General features: G+C 67.0%; 12 protein-coding genes and 2 rRNA genes. 2 read left to right on the top strand and 12 right to left on the bottom strand.

Annotation, left to right across the window (positions count from 1 at the left end):
* Window positions 1-46 precede the first annotated feature (46 nt).
* From KGD83_RS23880 to KGD83_RS23915, 8 genes are all read right to left on the bottom strand, one after another.
* Window positions 47-3141 (bottom strand): 23S ribosomal RNA (locus KGD83_RS23880).
* A 339-nt stretch (window positions 3142-3480) separates the two neighbouring features.
* A 16S ribosomal RNA gene (locus KGD83_RS23885) occupies window positions 3481-5013 on the bottom strand.
* Together the 16S and 23S rRNA genes form the textbook arrangement of a ribosomal RNA operon.
* Before the next feature lie 695 nt (window positions 5014-5708).
* Window positions 5709-6314: an RdgB/HAM1 family non-canonical purine NTP pyrophosphatase gene (rdgB, locus tag KGD83_RS23890; RefSeq protein ID WP_212641266.1), complete on the bottom strand. Its 606-nt coding sequence runs from the start codon at window positions 6312-6314 to the stop codon at window positions 5709-5711.
* A 56-nt stretch (window positions 6315-6370) separates the two neighbouring features.
* Entirely contained in the window at window positions 6371-7090 is a 720-nt protein-coding gene (gene rph / locus KGD83_RS23895) for a ribonuclease PH (protein WP_013151440.1), read from the bottom strand.
* A 74-nt stretch (window positions 7091-7164) separates the two neighbouring features.
* Window positions 7165-7917 carry an MBL fold metallo-hydrolase gene (locus KGD83_RS23900; protein WP_212641267.1) on the bottom strand — a complete coding sequence of 251 codons (753 nt, stop codon included), beginning with the start codon at window positions 7915-7917 and terminating at the stop codon, window positions 7165-7167.
* Window positions 7918-8266: 349 nt separating this feature from the next.
* Complete coding sequence (locus KGD83_RS23905; RefSeq protein WP_212641268.1) at window positions 8267-9214, bottom strand: PLP-dependent cysteine synthase family protein; 948 nt, start codon at window positions 9212-9214, stop codon at window positions 8267-8269.
* A 7-nt stretch (window positions 9215-9221) separates the two neighbouring features.
* Window positions 9222-9500 (bottom strand): MoaD/ThiS family protein, encoded by a 279-nt coding sequence (locus KGD83_RS23910; RefSeq protein ID WP_047868523.1) that lies wholly within the window; start codon window positions 9498-9500, stop codon window positions 9222-9224.
* Window positions 9501-9595: 95 nt separating this feature from the next.
* A complete protein-coding gene (locus KGD83_RS23915; RefSeq protein WP_017567443.1) occupies window positions 9596-10030 on the bottom strand; it encodes a Mov34/MPN/PAD-1 family protein in 435 nt (144 codons plus the stop codon).
* 132 nt (window positions 10031-10162) lie between these two features.
* On the opposite strand from KGD83_RS23915, the gene KGD83_RS23920 reads away from it, so the two are divergent.
* Window positions 10163-11464, top strand: a complete 1302-nt coding sequence (locus KGD83_RS23920) for a nicotinate phosphoribosyltransferase (protein WP_212641269.1) — start codon at window positions 10163-10165, stop codon at window positions 11462-11464.
* A gap of 132 nt (window positions 11465-11596) precedes the next feature.
* Window positions 11597-12166 (top strand): nicotinamidase, encoded by a 570-nt coding sequence (locus KGD83_RS23925; RefSeq protein ID WP_212641270.1) that lies wholly within the window; start codon window positions 11597-11599, stop codon window positions 12164-12166.
* 50 nt (window positions 12167-12216) lie between these two features.
* Here the strand turns inward: KGD83_RS23925 and KGD83_RS23930 are convergent, their stop codons facing one another.
* The 4 genes from KGD83_RS23930 to KGD83_RS23945 all read right to left on the bottom strand — a co-directional run bounded on the left by KGD83_RS23930 (window position 12217) and on the right by KGD83_RS23945 (window position 16526).
* Window positions 12217-13224, bottom strand: coding sequence for a tryptophan--tRNA ligase (locus tag KGD83_RS23930; RefSeq protein ID WP_212641271.1), 1008 nt, complete (start codon window positions 13222-13224; stop codon window positions 12217-12219).
* 67 nt (window positions 13225-13291) lie between these two features.
* Window positions 13292-14278 (bottom strand): zinc metalloprotease, encoded by a 987-nt coding sequence (locus tag KGD83_RS23935; protein WP_212644582.1) that lies wholly within the window; start codon window positions 14276-14278, stop codon window positions 13292-13294.
* Between the two features lie 135 nt (window positions 14279-14413).
* Entirely contained in the window at window positions 14414-16138 is a 1725-nt protein-coding gene (locus tag KGD83_RS23940) for a DEAD/DEAH box helicase (RefSeq protein ID WP_212641272.1), read from the bottom strand.
* A gap of 157 nt (window positions 16139-16295) precedes the next feature.
* Window positions 16296-16526, bottom strand: a complete 231-nt coding sequence (locus KGD83_RS23945) for a hypothetical protein (protein WP_212641273.1) — start codon at window positions 16524-16526, stop codon at window positions 16296-16298.
* Window positions 16527-16530 lie beyond the last annotated feature (4 nt).

Genomic DNA, 16530 nt, shown 5'->3' on the forward strand with positions numbered 1-16530 from the left:
AGCAGCAAGCTCCGTGAAAAGTGTGCGCGAACATCCAATTATCTGCAGCGGACAAGCCCTCGGCCTATTAGTACCGGTCAGCTCCACCCCTCACAGGGCTTCCACACCCGGCCTATCAACCCCATCGTCTATAGGGAGCCTTACCCCCTCAAGGAGGCAGGAGACCTCATCTCGAAGCAAGCTTCCCGCTTAGATGCTTTCAGCGGTTATCCCTCCCGAACGTAGCCAACCAGCCATGCCCTTGGCAGGACAACTGGCACACCAGAGGTTCGTCCGTCCCGGTCCTCTCGTACTAGGGACAGCCCTTCTCAAGTCTCCAACGCGCACAGCGGATAGGGACCGAACTGTCTCACGACGTTCTAAACCCAGCTCGCGTGCCGCTTTAATGGGCGAACAGCCCAACCCTTGGGACCAACTCCAGCCCCAGGATGCGACGAGCCGACATCGAGGTGCCAAACCATCCCGTCGATATGGACTCTTGGGGAAGATCAGCCTGTTATCCCCGGGGTACCTTTTAGCCGTTGAGCGACACCGCTTCCACACGCCGGTGCCGGATCACTAGTCCCAGCTTTCGCTCCTGCTCGACACGTCCGTCTCACAGTCAAGCTCCCTTGTGCACTTACACTCAACACCTGATTACCAACCAGGCTGAGGGAACCTTTGGGCGCCTCCGTTACTCTTTGGGAGGCAACCGCCCCAGTTAAACTACCCACCAGACACTGTCCCCGAACCGGATCACGGTCCAAAGTTAGATGCCCGAAACAGTCAGAGTGGTATTTCACCAACGCCTCCACCGCCACTAGCGTGACAGCTTCACCGGCTCCCACCTATCCTACACAAACCATCCCAAACACCAATGTCAAGCTATAGTGAAGGTCCCGGGGTCTTTCCGTCCTGCTGCGCGAAACGAGCATCTTTACTCGTAGTGCAATTTCACCGGGCCCATGGTTGAGACAGTGGGGAAGTCGTTACGCCATTCGTGCAGGTCGGAACTTACCCGACAAGGAATTTCGCTACCTTAGGATGGTTATAGTTACCACCGCCGTTTACTGGCGCTTAGATTCCCAGCTTCGCAGGGGCGAACCCCCACTAACCAGTCCTCTTAACGTTCCAGCACCGGGCAGGCGTCAGTCCGTATACAGCGTCTTACGACTTCGCACGGACCTGTGTTTTTAATAAACAGTCGCTTCCCCCCGCTATCTGCGACCCCACCCAGCTCAGGATGCAAGATCCGTCACCAGACAGGGCTCCCCTTCTCCCAAAGTTACGGGGACAATTTGCCGAGTTCCTTAACCATGGTTCACCCGAACGCCTCGGTATTCTCTACCTGACCACCTGCGTCGGTTTAGGGTACTGGCCACACACGAACTCGCTAGAGGCTTTTCTCGACAGCATGGGATCACTCACTTCACCAAAAACGGCTCGGCATCACGTCTCAGCTCACACGAGAGGCGGATTTGCCAACCCCTCAGCCTACACGCTTACCCCCGGACAACCACCGCCGGGTAGAGCTACCCTCCTGCGTCACCCCATCACTTACCTACTACAAGCTCGGTTCCCAGACCAGTAAGCCAAAGCTCCCCGAAGGGACCCAAGACCACCAGCGTGGTTAGCATCACCTGATTCAGTACTGGACGCTCGTGCACGGGTACGGGAATATCAACCCGTTATCCATCGACTACGCCTGTCGGCCTCGCCTTAGGTCCAGACTCACCCTGGGCGGATTAACCTGCCCCAGGAACCCTTAGTCAATCGGCGGCAACGTTTCTCACGTTGCTTTCGCTACTCATGCCTGCATTCTCACTCGCACGCCCTCCACCACACGATCACTCGGCAGCTTCACCGGACGCACGACGCTCCCCTACCAACCCAAGAACAAGTCTTGAGCTTCACAGCTTCGGCGGTGTGCTTTAGCCCCGCTACATTATCGGCGCAGAACCACTTGACCAGTGAGCTATTACGCACTCTTTAAAGGATGGCTGCTTCTAAGCCAACCTCCTGGTTGTCTCAGCAACTCCACAACCTTTCCCACTTAGCACACGCTTAGGGGCCTTAGCTGATGATCTGGGCTGTTTCCCTCTCGACTACGAAGCTTATCCCCCGCAGTCTCACTGCCACGCTTCACTTCACCGGCATTCGGAGTTTGTCTGACGTCAGTAACCTTGTCGGGCCCATCAGCCAAACAGTAGCTCTACCTCCAGCAAGAAACACGCGACGCTGCACCTAAATGCATTTCGGGGAGAACCAGCTATCACGGAGTTTGATTGGCCTTTCACCCCTACCCACACCTCATCCCCCAGGTTTTCAACCCTGGTGGGTTCGGGCCTCCACGAGGTCTTACCCCCGCTTCACCCTGGACATGGGTAGATCACTCCGCTTCGGGTCCACAGCATGCGACTCAACCGCCCTATTCAGACTCGGTTTCCCTACGGCTACCCCACCCGGGTTAACCTCGCCACACACCATGACTCGCAGGCTCATTCTTCAAAAGGCACGCCATCACCACACCCGAAGGTCCAGCTCTGACGGCTTGACAGCACACGGTTTCAGGTACTATTTCACGACCCCTCACCGGGGCACTTTTCACCTTTCCCTCACGGTACTAGTGCACTATCGGTCACCAGGACGTATTTTGGCTTAGCAGGTGGTCCTGCCAGATTCACACGGACTTTCACGGGCTCCGCGCTACTCGGGAACACATCAACGTCTAGCCGGTACCTTCATCTACGGGACTCTCACCCACTCCGGTACCGCTTCCCAACGGTTTCAACTACCACCGACATCAACGCTCCAGGCCGGCAGACCTGAACAGACATGTCCCACAACCCCGCAAACGCAACGACTGCCGTCTATCACACGCCTACGGTTTAGCCTCTTCCCCGTTCGCTCACCACTACTAGGAGAATCACTGTTGTTTACTCTTCCTACGGGTACTGAGATGTTTCACTTCCCCGCGTCACCACCAACCACCCTATACATTCAGATGGCGGCAACCCGACACAACTCGGGCTAGGTTTCCCCATTCGGACACCCACGGATCACAGCTCGGTTGACAGCTCCCCGTGGCCTATCGCGGCCTCCCACGTCCTTCATCGGCGCCTGGTGCCAAGGCATCCACCGTGTGCCACTATCACTTGGCCACTACAGATAATAAGATGCTCGCGCACACTATTCACAAATCAAAACACCAACCGCATACCCCAACACCACATCGGCCACAAGCAGCGAACATCAAGGTCCGCACACCCACCGAGAGTTCTCAGAGGCGGTCCGCGGGAACCAACACCCGACCAGGACCACAAGGCCACCAGCCAGAGGTTGCTTCCTCAGACACCCAACAGCGCGCCCCCGGACGCTTCTAGTCGCCCGAGGTCAAGTCCGATTTCACTTCAGCCACTCCCAAACACCCCGAAGGATGCCGGGTCCACTTTCGAGTCCGGCCAACATTAGGAAAGGCGTTGGCCTGTAAAGACTCCTTAGAAAGGAGGTGATCCAGCCGCACCTTCCGGTACGGCTACCTTGTTACGACTTCGTCCCAATCGCCAGCCCCACCTTCACTCACTCCCTCCCACAAGGGGTTAGGCCGCAAGTTTCGGGTGTTGCCGACTTTCATGACGTGACGGGCGGTGTGTACAAGGCCCGGGAACGTATTCACCGCGGCGTTGCTGATCCGCGATTACTAGCGACTCCACCTTCATGGGGTCGAGTTGCAGACCCCAATCCGAACTGAGACCGGCTTTTAGGGATTCGCTCCACCTTACGGTATCGCACGCCCATTGTACCGGCCATTGTAGCATGTTTGCAGCCCAAGACATAAGGGGCATGATGACTTGACGTCATCCCCACCTTCCTCCGAGTTGACCCCGGCAGTCTCCCATGAGTCCCCACCATTACGTGCTGGCAACATGGAACAAGGGTTGCGCTCGTTGCGGGACTTAACCCAACATCTCACGACACGAGCTGACGACAGCCATGCACCACCTGTCACCCGCCAACTAAATGACCTCACATCTCTGCGAGTCCACGGGTGATGTCAAACCTTGGTAAGGTTCTTCGCGTTGCGTCGAATTAAGCAACATGCTCCGCCGCTTGTGCGGGCCCCCGTCAATTCCTTTGAGTTTTAGCCTTGCGGCCGTACTCCCCAGGCGGGGCGCTTAATGCGTTAGCTACGGCGCGGAAACCGTGGAAAGTCCCCACACCTAGCGCCCAACGTTTACGGCATGGACTACCAGGGTATCTAATCCTGTTCGCTCCCCATGCTTTCGCTCCTCAGCGTCAGGTAAGGCCCAGAGACCCGCCTTCGCCACCGGTGTTCCTCCTGATATCTGCGCATTTCACCGCTACACCAGGAATTCCAGTCTCCCCTACCTACCTCTAGCATGCCCGTATCCACTGCAGAACCGGAGTTAAGCCCCGGTCTTTCACAGCAGACGCGACACGCCGCCTACGAGCTCTTTACGCCCAATAATTCCGGACAACGCTCGGACCCTACGTATTACCGCGGCTGCTGGCACGTAGTTAGCCGGTCCTTATTCCCCACCTACCGTCAACCCCCAGAGAACTGGGAGCCTGCGTTGGTGGTAAAAGAGGTTTACAACCCGAAGGCCGTCATCCCCCACGCGGCGTCGCTGCGTCAGGCTTTCGCCCATTGCGCAATATTCCCCACTGCTGCCTCCCGCAGGAGTCTGGGCCGTGTCTCAGTCCCAGTGTGGCCGGTCGCCCTCTCAGGCCGGCTACCCGTAATCGCCTTGGTAGGCCGTTACCCCACCAACAAGCTGATAGGCCGCGAGCCCATCCCTGACCGAAAAACTTTCCACCCTCCACCATGAGGTGGCGGGTCGTATCCGGTATTAGACGGCGTTTCCACCGCTTATCCCGGAGTCAGGGGCAGGTTGCTCACGTGTTACTCACCCGTTCGCCGCTCGTGTACCCCGAAGGGCCTTACCGCTCGACTTGCATGTGTTAAGCACGCCGCCAGCGTTCGTCCTGAGCCAGGATCAAACTCTCCATAAAGGTCACTCAACCCGGCCCGCGTTCCCCGGAGGGTCCGTTCGGGCGGGTAAACCTAGAAGTAATCCTGACCAACCGGGTCACCCCGGCTAATCAAAGGAACCTCCGCACACGAACCGGTGTGGTTCTGTGTGACGGGGCCAAAACAAACATGGCTTAAAGAAAATCAAACACGCGCTGTTGAGTTCTCAAGAAACAACCGCTCTTCGTGTACAAGCTGCTGTGAGCTTTTCCGCCGAAGGCGTTGTGCGTTTCCGCTTTGTTGTGTCTTTACTTTATCAGGTGTTCCGCGCCCCGCCAAATCGGCGGTTTCTGCGAAATTGCACCAGATCTAGAAGACCGGTTCCTCTTTCGAGGCAACTCCCCGAGCCTACACGCCTCGAGCACATGCTCGAACCATCGAAGCTCTGGAGAGAAGGTCAGGACAGCGGTCCGGTTTCGGAGTCAACCCTGTTGGGTGTCTCGCCGTCCCGCAGCGACCCGATCGAGTTTAGGCAACCTCAACGGCGGCGTCAAATCCGCCTGGACTCGGAGGGGACTCCGGTCCGGGGCCTGGTCGTTCGTCGGCTTGCTCGTCGTCTGTCACTGACCCTTCCCGGGGCCCGCGGGCCCAAACATGGGAGGTCGAGATTTTCCGTCCCCGGGGCGGGGCGCCCCGGGGACGGGGGCCGACGCGGCCCCGGAACACGTACGGGGCCTCAGAGGAGGTCCGCCAGCTCCCGGGCGAGCTCGCGGAAGGCGATCCCCCGGTGGCTGATCGCGTTCTTCTCCTCAGGGGACAGCTCCGCCGTGGTGCGGCTCTCCCCCTCGGGGACGAACACCGGGTCGTACCCGAAGCCGTTCTCCCCGCGGCGCTCGCGCACCAGACGGCCGCGCAGCACGCCCTCGGCGACGGCCTCGGTCCCGTCCGGCATGACCAGCACCGCCGCGCACACGAACGCGGCGCCCCTGCGCTCGGGCGGGGTGTCGGCCATCTGGTCCAGGACCAGGTCCAGGTTGGCCCGGTCCTGGTCGCCCGCGCCGAAGCGGCCGGCCCAGCGCGCGGACAGCACTCCGGGCATCCCCCGCAGTTCGTCCACGGCGATGCCGGAGTCGTCGGCGACGGCGGGCAGCCCGGTGTGCTCGGCGATGGCCCGTGCCTTCAGCAGCGCGTTGCCCAGGAAGGTCGCCTCGGTCTCGGGCACCTCCGGCGCGTCCGGGAAGGCGTCGAGGGAGAACACCTCTGCCTCCACCCCGGCGTCGGCCAGGATGGCCCGCATCTCCGGGACCTTCTTCGCGTTGCGCGTGGCCAGGACGATCTTCACGGTTCCCCCTCCCCGGGGCGCACCGCCGGTACGGGCACCGGCCCGTGGGGCGGCGGTCACTCCGACAGTGCCTTCTTCTGGATCGCGGTCAGTTCCCCGCAGCCGGAGACCGCGAGGTCGAGCAGTTGGTTGAGCAGGTCCCGGTCGAAGGGGGCGCCCTCGGCGGTGCCCTGCACCTCGATGAACTTGCCGTCGCCGGTGATGACGACGTTCATGTCGGTGTCGGCGACCGAGTCCTCCAGGTAGTTCAGGTCCAGCCGGGGCTGGCCTTGGACCACGCCGACGCTGACCGCGGCCAGGGAGCCCGTCAGCGGGTTGTTCTTGAGCTTGCGGCGCTTGCGCAGCCACTTCATCGCGTCTGCGAGCGCCACGTAGGCGCCGGTGATCGCGGCGGTGCGGGTGCCGCCGTCGGCCTGGAGCACGTCGCAGTCCAGCGTGATGGTGTGCTCGCCCATCGCCTTGAAGTCCACGACGGCGCGCAGGGAGCGGCCGACCAGGCGGGAGATCTCGTGGGTGCGGCCGCCGATCTTGCCGCGGACCGACTCGCGGGAGCCGCGGGTGTCGGTGGAGCGGGGCAGCATCGCGTACTCGGCGGTGACCCACCCCTCTCCGGTGCCCCGGCGCCAGCGCGGGACGCCGTCCTCGACGCTGGCGGCGCACAGCACGCGGGTGTCCCCGAACTCGACGAGTACGGAGCCTTCCGCGTGGCGGAGCCAGTTGCGGGTGATGGTCACAGGGCGGAGTTGGGTCGGAACGCGTCCGTCAGGTCGGGCCATGGACAAGAGCGTATATCCGTGGAGTGCCCCGCGGTGCTGGAGTGCGCAACCGCGCGGCCGTCCCGCGTCCCCGGTCAGCCGCCGACCGTGTGGACCTGGCCGCTGCGGGCCAGGCCGATGGGCCCGTCGTAGGTGGAGCGCGCCTCGGTGAGGGTGACGTCGTCGTCGTTCCACGGCACCAGGTGGGTCAGCAGCAGACTGCGGGCGCGGGCCCGGCTGGCGTGTTCGCCCGCCTCGCTGCCCGTCAGGTGCATGTCCTTGGGGTGGTCGAGGTGGTCCTGGAAGGCGGCCTCGCACAGGAACAGGTCGGTGTCGGCGGCCAGGTCCACCAGGGAGTCGCACACCCCGGTGTCACCGGAGTAGGCCATGGAGGCGCCGCCGTGCTCCAGACGGATGCCGAAGGCCTCCACCGGGTGGTTGACGTGGTCGACACGGGCCTGGAAGGGGCCGATCCGGAACGGGCCGGGGGAGAGCTCGTGGAACTCGAACACCTCGGTCATGCCCGGGTCGGGCTCCAGACCGTAGGCCTCGGCCATCCGCCGGGCCACGCCCCCGGGCCCGTAGACCGGAATGCGGGGTTTGGCGCCGCCCGGGTGGTAGGCCCTGGCCACCCAGTACGAGCACAGGTCGAAGCAGTGGTCGGCGTGCAGGTGGCTCAGGTAGACGGCGTCGACGGAGTAGATGTCGACGTGCCGCTGGAGAGTTCCGAGCGCGCCGTTGCCCATGTCGAGCAGGAGGCGGTAGCCGTCCGCTTCGAGCATGTAGGAGGAAGCCGGGCTGTCCGGCCCGGGGAAGCTCCCCGAGGACCCGATAATCGTGAGTCGCACGTCGTCGTCGCCTTCTCGATGGGCCGCGCGGCGTCCGTGGCACTCCCGCCGAGAGTCTGTGCGGAGTGCGGATGGCGGCTGGTTCTGCGGATGTCCCGTTGTTACGGGTGTACCCCAATGCCCGCCCGGGTGGTACAAAATGTGGCCCGCGTCTCACGCGACCTCGATCACGTGTGAATTTTTCACACCGCTTGACGACGTATGTCTTGTTTGTTCGAGGCGTGTTTCACCGGTGTTCAGAACGGCGCGGAGGCCGGCACCCGAAGGTGCCGGCCTCCGCCGGGCCCGGACCGCCGCTCCCGGACGGGTCGCGGCGGGCGCCGGGCGGGTCTCGTCCAGACCCCGGAGCCTAGGCCCAGAGCTGGCCGTCGAGACGTTCCTCCGCCTCCTCCAGCGTGCCCTCGTAGGCACCGGTGGACAGGTACTTCCACCCGGCGTCGGCGATGACGAACGCGATGTCGGCGCTCTCCCCCGCCTTCTCGGCCTTGCGGGCCATGCCCAGCGCGGCGTGCAGGGCGCCGCCGGTGGAGACCCCCGCGAAGATGCCCTCCTTGTCCAGGAGTTCCCGGGTCCGCCTGAGGGCGGCTTCGGAGGGCACGGAGAAGCGGGTGGTGAGCACGGACTCGTCGTAGAGTTCGGGCACGAACCCCTCGTCGAGGTTGCGCAGCCCGTACACCAGCTCGCCGTACCGGGGCTCGGCCGCCACGATCTGCACGTCGGGCCGGTGTTCCCGCAGGTAGCTGCCCACGCCCATGAGGGTGCCGGTGGTGCCCAGCCCCGCCACGAAGTGGGTGATCCCCGGCAGGTCGGCGAGGATCTCGGGCCCGGTGGTCTCGTAGTGGGCCCGGGCGTTGGCCGGGTTGCCGTACTGGTAGAGCATCACCCAGTCGGGGTGGGCCGCGGCCATCTCCTTGGCGACGCGGACGGCCTCGTTGGAGCCGCCCGCGGCTTCGGAGAAGTGGACCTCGGCCCCCCACATGGCCAGCAGCTGCTTGCGCTCGGCGGAGGTGTTCTCCGGCATGACGCAGACCATGCGGTAGCCGCGCAGCTTGGCGACCATGGCCAGCGAGATGCCGGTGTTCCCCGACGTCGGCTCCAGGATGGTGCACCCCGGGGAGAGGAGCCCGTCCTTCTCGGCCTGTTCGATCATGAAGAACGCGGCGCGGTCCTTGATCGAGCCGGTGGGGTTGCGGTCCTCCAGTTTCGCCCAGAGCCGGACCTGCGGCGAGGGCGAGAGCCGGGGCAGGCCGACGAGCGGCGTGCCGCCGAGGGAGTCGAGCAGGGAGTCGTAGCGCATGTGCGGCCTAGCGGCTTCCGCCGGCCACGGCCGGCAGGATCGTCACGTCGTCGCCGTCGGAGAGCTTGGCCTCCAGACCGCCGACGAAGCGCACGTCCTCGTCGTTGAGGTAGACGTTGACGAAGCGGCGCAGCTTGCCATCGTTCACCAGGCGCTCGGCGATGCCGGGGTAACGGCTGTCCAGGTCGGCGAACAGCTCGGCGAGAGTGTCGCCGGACCCCTCGACCTCCTTGGCGTCGCCGGTCAGGTTGCGCAGGATGGTCGGGATACGGACCTTGATGGCCATGAGGGTTTCTCCGTTAGCGGTCGTTGGTGTGCGTTCATTGCCAACAGGGGGCGCGCGGTGCCCATTCCTGGGCGCCGCCCGGTGTGGTGTGGAACCTAAGGGGCGGTCGCGGCGCCGTCGCCGGGCCCGGTGACCTCCACCGGTTCCTCGGTGACCTGGCCGTCGACGATCCGGTAGGAGCGGAACTCGACGGTGTCGGGCTCGCGCGTGGACACGAGCACGTAGTGGGCGCCCGGCTCGGACGCGTAGGAGACGTCGGTGCGCGAGGGGTAGGCCTCGGTCGCGGTGTGGGAGTGGTAGATCACGACGGGTTCCTCGTCGCGGTCGTCCATCTCCCGCCAGACCTTGAGCTGTTCGAGGGAGTCGAACCGGTAGAAGGTCGGCGACCGTTCGGCGTTGACCATCTCGACGAGGCGTTCGGGGCTGTCGGAGCCCTCGGGTCCGGCCACGACGCCGCACGCCTCGTCCGGGTGGTCGCGGCGGGCGTGTGCGACGATCCTGTCGTAGATCGCGCGATCAATCCTCAGCATGCTCACCAGGGTACCTACATCCGGTTCCCTACCAACCAAATGGGTATTGTTGGCGAACACCGAGGCCGCGGCGGCCCGGTGCTGGTGGGGCGACATCGTCCGTCCCACCCGGCACGGATTAGGCTCGTGCGCATGAGCGAGGACAGCAGCAGCGCGCTGCTCACCGACCACTACGAACTGACGATGCTCCAGGGGGCGCTGCACAGCGGCGCCGCCGCCCGTCACTCGGTGTTCGAGATGTTCGCCCGACGGCTGCCGGAGGGGCGCAGGTACGGAGTCGTGGCCGGAACGGGCCGTTTCCTGGAGCTGCTGGAGCGGTTCCGGTTCGGCACGGAGGAACTCGACTTCCTGTCCGACAACGGGGTCGTGGACGAGCGCACCGTGGAGTGGCTGGCCGACTACCGGTTCTCGGGCAACGTGTGGGGCTACGGCGAGGGCGAGGCCTACTTCCCCGGCTCCCCGATCCTGGTGGTGGAGGCCTCCTTCGCCGAGGCCGTGCTCCTGGAGACGCTGGCCCTGTCGGTGTACAACCACGACAGCGCGATCGCCTCGGCCGCGACGCGGATGGCGGTGGCGGCGGGCGATCGGCCGCTGATCGAGATGGGTTCTCGGCGCACGCACGAGCGGTCCGCGGTCGCCGCGGCCCGCGCCGCCTACGTCGCGGGGTTCGCCACCTCCTCCAACCTGGAGGCCGGGCGCTCCCACGGCGTGCCCACCGGCGGAACGGCCGCGCACGCGTTCACGCTGCTGCACGACAGCGAGCGGCACGCGTTCAAGGCGCAGCTGGAGTCCCTGGGCGAGGGGACGACCCTGCTGGTGGACACCTACGACGTGGAGCGCGCGGTGCGCACCGCCGTGGAGCTGGCCGGACGCGGGCTGGGCGCGGTGCGGATCGACTCGGGCGACCTGGCCGCCCACGCCGGGCGCGTGCGGGCGCAGTTGGACTCGCTTGGCGCGACGGACACCCGCATCGTGGTGACCGGGGACCTGGACGAGCACTCCATCCAGGCCCTGGCGGTGGCGCCGGTGGACGGCTACGGGGTGGGCACCTCCCTGGTGACCGGTTCGGGCGCGCCGACGGTGTCCCTGGTGTACAAGCTGGTGGCGCGGGCGCGCGGCTTGGAGGAGGACGCACCGCTGGAGCCGGTGGCCAAGCGCTCGGTGGGCAAGCCGAGCCGGGGCGGGCGCAAGTGGGCGTCGCGGCGGCTGGACGACAAGGGGACGGCCGTGTCCGAGGACGTCTACCCCCACCCCCCGTCCCCGCAGGTGGGAACGCGGCCGCTGCTGCGTCCCCTGGTCGCCGACGGCGTGGTGGTGGGCCGCGAGAGCGTGCACGAGGCCCGGGAGCGGCACCGGGCGGCGGTGGCGGAGCTCCCCGAGCAAGCCCTGCGGATGTCGCGCGGCGAGGCCGCGCTGCCGACGGTGTTCCACTAGAGGATGTCGCGTCAGGGCCCGCGCACCGGCGAACGGCCCTCCGGGTGACCCCCGACACGGGGGCGGCGCGGGACGGACCGGCGGTGGTGCACGGACCCGGGCGGATCCGACGACAAGGAAAGGGGTGCCGCTGTGAGGGCGCTCATCGTGGTGGACGTGCAGAAGGACTTCTGCGAGGGAGGAAACCTGGGGGTGGCGGGCGGGGCCAGCACCGCGGCCGCCGTCACCGAGTACGCCCGTGCGAGCGACTACGACCACGTGGTGGCCACGCGCGACTTCCACATCGACCCGGGGAAGCACTTCTCGGAGGAGCCCGACTTCGTGGACAGCTGGCCGCGCCACTGCGAGGCGGGCACGCCCGGGGTGGAGTTCCACCCCGGCTTCGACGCCTCGCTGGCCGAGGAGGTCTTCGACAAGGGGCACTACACGGCCGCCTACAGCGGCTTCGAGGGCGTGACCGGGGAGGGCGGGGTCACACTGGGTTCGTGGCTGCGCGAGCGCGGCGTGGACGAGGTGGACGTCGTGGGCATCGCCATGGACCACTGCGTGAAGGCGACCGCCCTGGACGCGGTGGCCGAGGGCCTGCGCACGCGGGTGCTGCTCGGCCTGACCGCCGGGGTGTCGCGCCCGACCGTGGACGCGGCGCTGGAGCGGCTGCGCGAGGCGGGCGTGGAGCTGGAGGGCGAGCCGCTGGTCGGCTGAGGCCCCGTACGGGAGCCGGGGGCGGCGGCGGGCGCCGCCGCCCCCGCGCGTCAGACGACGCCGACGGCGGCTCGCACGCGCTCCAGGGTGGCGCGGGCGCGCTCGCGGGCGCGCTCGGACCCGGCCGCCAGGACGGCGTCGATCCGGGCCGGGTCGGCCATCAGCTCCTCGTAGCGCTCCCGCTTGGGGCCCAGTTCGGCGTTGATCGCCTCGAACAGCTCGTTCTTGAGGTCGCCCCAGCCCATGCCGCCAGCCTCCAGGCGCTTGCGCACCTCGGAGACCTTCCGGGCGTCGGCGAAGTGCGTGAGCAGTTGGAAGGGCACCGAGCTGTCGGGGTCCTTGGGGTCCTCGACCGGCGTGGAGTCGGTGGGGATGCGGCGCACGGCCTTCTTGAGCTTGTTCTCCGGCAGGAAGAGCGGGATGTGGTTGTCGTAGGACTTGCTCATCTTGCGGCCGTCGACGCCGGGCAGGATGCTCGCGTCGCTGTCGTCGATGACGCCCTTGGGGACGGGGAAGCTGTAGGCCCCGCCGAAGCGGTGGTTGAAGTACCCGGCGATGTCGGCGGTGTACTCGATGTGCTGGGACTGGTCGCGGCCCACGGGGACGTGGGTGCCCTCCATGACGAGGATGTCCGCGGCCATGAGGATGGGGTAGTTGTACAGCCCCATGTTGATCCCGGCGTCCAGGTCGGTGATCCCGGCCTCGTTGTTGCGGTCGCGGGCGGCCTTGTAGGCGTGCGCGCGGTTCATGAGGCCCTTGGGGGTCAGGGCGCTCAGGATGGTGGTGAGCTCGAAGGTCTCGGGCACCCGGGACTGCTGGTAGACGATCGTCCGCTCGGGGTCGAGCCCGCACGCGAGCCAGGTGGCAGCGCCTGACCGGATGCTGTGGCGGAGTTCGTCGGCGTCCTTGATGGTGTTGAGCGCGTGGTAGTCGGCGATGAAGTAGTAGGTGTCGTAGGCCGTGGCCGCGCTCAGGGCGGGCTTGATCGCGCCGATGTAGTTGCCCAGGTGGAAGTCGCCGGTGGGCTTGATCCCGGTCAGGTACGTGTTCGCTGCCATGGGACCAAGCCTAGCGGCGGCCGGGCCCGCGCACGGTCCCGGCCACGCGCCGCGGGGCGCCGCCGCGTCAGGCGCGGAAGGCCGCCCAGTGCTCGACCATGCGCGCGGCCTGGCCCTCGGTGAAGTGGGTCATGCAGGCGTCGTCGCTGTAGTTCATGAAGTTGGTGACGGGGTCCTCGCCCTCCTGCTCGGGGCAGGTGTCGCGGCCCTCGGGGCAGCCGGAGGCGGCCTCGCGCTCGTAGGCGGTGTCGTCCACGTAGTCGCCGGGCGAGGAGCAGCCGTTCTGGAAGGTGTGGAAGAGCCCGAGCCAGTGGCCCACCTCATGGGTACCGGTGTGGCCGAGGTCGAACCGGTCCCGGCCTCCGCCGGGCAGGGTGTCGTGGGAGATCACCACGCCGTCCTGTTCGGGCGCCTCCTCGTAGTCCTGGGGGAAGGAGGAGTAGCCGAGCAGGCCGGTGCCCAGGTTCGAGGTGTAGATGTTGAGGGTCGCCGCGTCACCCTGGCGCAGTTCGGCGTGGACGGTGTCGCGGTGTTCGGCGAAGCTGGTGAACCACTCGTCGTTGGTGGTGCGGGTGACCTCGCTGAGCTCGAAGCGGAAGCCGGTGTCGGTGGGTGCGGCGGTGCCCGCGCCCCCTGCCCGGCGGGCCGCCTCGGCGGCCTGGGCCGGGTCCGCGGCGGTGTCGCCGCCGTAGGCGGCGTTGAGGACGTCGATCTGCCTTTGGACGCGTTCGTCGCTGACCTCGCCGCGGCCGTCCTCGGCGGAGATGACGTGCACAACGACCGGGACGGTGTGGGGCGGCTGGAGCTCCTGTCCCCGCAGGGGCACGAGTGCCTCCTGGAGCTGCTGTTCGTACAGGGCCGCCTGACGCGGCGTCACCTCGCTGCCGCCGGTGGGCCGACCGGCCGCGTCCGGGTCGGTGACCCTGGCGGCGCCGGGCGGGCAGGGTTCCAGCGGTTCGGACTCCCCCTGCGCCGACTGGGCGCGCGGGGAGTCGGTCGCCACGGTGCCGGGCGCCGTGACCGTGACCATTCCGGCCAGGGCGAACCCGCACATCAGCAGTCCGGTGCAGAGCGCGGCTGAGCCGCCGCGAGGGCTGTGTCCGCTCATCTCACACAAGGTAAGGAAGCGGACACGAAGGGCTTATGGGACATGCGCGAGCTTGCGAAGTGTTTGCCCGTTCCGGGTGGACTACCGCCCGCCGACGGCCCAGACGCGGATCTTGGCGATCCGCTCGCGGATCTGCGTCGGGGTGGCCTGCGCGACGGGCGGCCCGCCGCAGGCGCGGCGCAGCTCGTTGTGGATCACTCCGTGCGGCTTGCCGGTGCGGTGGTGCCAGGCGCCCACGAGACCGCTCAGCTCGCGGCGCAGGTCGGCCAGGACCTGGTGGGTGGGCCCGTCCTCCTCGACGGGCTCCTCCACCTTGCGGGCCTTGATCTCGCTCGCCTTGAGGTCGGCCTTGCGCTTGCGCAGGAGCTGGGACACCTGCTGCGGGTCGAGCAGGCCGGGCAGGCCCAGGAAGTCCTCCTCCTCCGTGGAGCCCGGCGCGCCGCCGTACTCGGCCCCGTCGTAGAGGGCGCGGTCGAACTCCGCCGCCGACTCCATGGTCTCGAAGGGCAGTTCCTCCCCGGCGTCGGGGGTGTCCCGCTTCTTGTTGGCCTCCCGGAGCAGGTCCTCCTCCGGGTACTCGTCGCCCTCTCCGGGGGTCCGGTCGAGCACGTGGTCGCGCTCGCGCTCCATCTCGCCCGCGTACTCCAGCAGGGTGGGCACGGAGGGCAGGAAGACCGAGGCGACCTCGCCGCGCTGGCGCACGCGCACGAAACGGCCGATGGCCTGGGCGAAGAACAGCGCGGTGCTGGTGGAGGTGGCGTACACGCCCACCATCAGCCGGGGCACGTCCACTCCCTCGGAGACCATGCGCACCGCGACCATCCAGCGGTCGTCGCCCGCGGCGAACCGGGAGATCTTCTTGGAGGCCCCGGGGTCGTCGGACAGGATGACCGTGGCGCCCTTGCCGGTGATCTGGCGCAGGATGCGCGAGTAGGCGCGCGCGTTCTCGTGGTCGCTGGCGATGACCAGGGCCCCCGCGTCCGGGTGGGTCTTGCGGACCTCTGTCAGGCGGCGGTCGGCTGCCTGGAGCACCCGCTTGATCCAGTCGCCCTTGGGGTCCAGGGCGGCCCGCCACGCCTGGGAGAGCGCGTCCTGGGTGAGGGGTTCGCCCAGCCTGGCGGCGAGCTCGTCGCCCGCGCGGGTGCGCCAGCGCATCTCGCCGGAGTAGGCCATGAAGATGACGGGGCGCACGACCCCGTCGGACAGGGCGGGCCCGTACCCGTAGCTGTAGTCCCACGAGCAGCGGCGAACCCCGGCGCCGTCCTGGACGTAGTCGACGAACGGGATGGGGTTGATGTCGGACCGGAACGGGGTTCCGGTCAGGGAGAGGCGGCGCCCCGCCGGGTCGAAGGCCTCGCGGGCCGCGTCACCCCAGGACAGGGCGTCCCCGGCGTGGTGCACCTCGTCGAAGATGACGAGGGTCTTGCGCGCCTCGGTCCGGTTGCGGTGCAGCATCGGGTGGGCGGCGACCTGGGCGTAGGTGACGGCCACGCCGACGTACTGGCGGCCCAGGGCGCCCTGCCCGTTGCGGAAGTCGGGGTCGATGGCGATGCCGAACCGGGCGGCCGCCTCGGCCCACTGCTTCTTGAGGTGGTCGGTGGGGCACACGATGGTGATGGCGCGCACCGTGTGCCGTTGGAGGAGCTCGCTGGCCAGGGTGAGGGCGAAGGTGGTCTTGCCCGCACCGGGGGTGGCCACGGCGAGGAAGTCCCGCGGTTCCCGGCGGAAGTACTCCTCGAACGCCTCCCGCTGCCATGCGCGGAGGCCTCTGAGCCGGTCCTCCGTCGTGGTCTGCGTCACCGTCATGCTGCGAACCGTCCCCCGTTAATCACCCCCACGAGGTTAGCGGGGACCGTGGACCGTTCCGGGAGGCAGGCCAGTGGCGCCGCGCACACGGCGTGTCCCGCCGCCCGGAAGGCCGCCGGTTCCCGCCGGTCGCCCCGTCGTCCACACGCGTCCCGGACTACCCGGACACCCCGTCCGTTTCCGCTTCCCCGCCGCCCCCGGACTCCGCGCCGCTCCCGGTCTGGGAGCCCTCCACGTCGACGGCGCCGTCGTTGAAGGGCATGTGCGGCGAGATGGCCGGGAAGGCGAAGAACCACAGCAGCAGGGCGGCGCCCACCACCAGTCCGAGCGCCAGGATGAGCTTGGAGACCCACGGACCGGGCAGGACGCGCCAGATCAGACCGTACATTCGC

Source organism: Nocardiopsis akebiae (assembly GCF_018316795.1).
GTDB lineage: Bacteria > Actinomycetota > Actinomycetes > Streptosporangiales > Streptosporangiaceae > Nocardiopsis > Nocardiopsis dassonvillei.

Coding starts and splice junctions, on each gene's coding strand:
- rph (WP_013151440.1), bottom strand. CDS start 7,090: ATGGCCCGACCTGACGGACGCGTTCCGACCCAACTCCGCCCTGTGACC.
- KGD83_RS23905 (WP_212641268.1), bottom strand. CDS start 9,214: ATGCGCTACGACTCCCTGCTCGACTCCCTCGGCGGCACGCCGCTCGTC.
- KGD83_RS23910 (WP_047868523.1), bottom strand. CDS start 9,500: ATGGCCATCAAGGTCCGTATCCCGACCATCCTGCGCAACCTGACCGGC.
- KGD83_RS23915 (WP_017567443.1), bottom strand. CDS start 10,030: ATGCTGAGGATTGATCGCGCGATCTACGACAGGATCGTCGCACACGCC.
- KGD83_RS23920 (WP_212641269.1), top strand. CDS start 10,163: ATGAGCGAGGACAGCAGCAGCGCGCTGCTCACCGACCACTACGAACTG.
- KGD83_RS23930 (WP_212641271.1), bottom strand. CDS start 13,224: ATGGCAGCGAACACGTACCTGACCGGGATCAAGCCCACCGGCGACTTC.
- KGD83_RS23935 (WP_212644582.1), bottom strand. CDS start 14,278: ATGTGCGGGTTCGCCCTGGCCGGAATGGTCACGGTCACGGCGCCCGGC.
- KGD83_RS23940 (WP_212641272.1), bottom strand. CDS start 16,138: ATGACGGTGACGCAGACCACGACGGAGGACCGGCTCAGAGGCCTCCGC.
- KGD83_RS23945 (WP_212641273.1), bottom strand. CDS start 16,526: ATGTACGGTCTGATCTGGCGCGTCCTGCCCGGTCCGTGGGTCTCCAAG.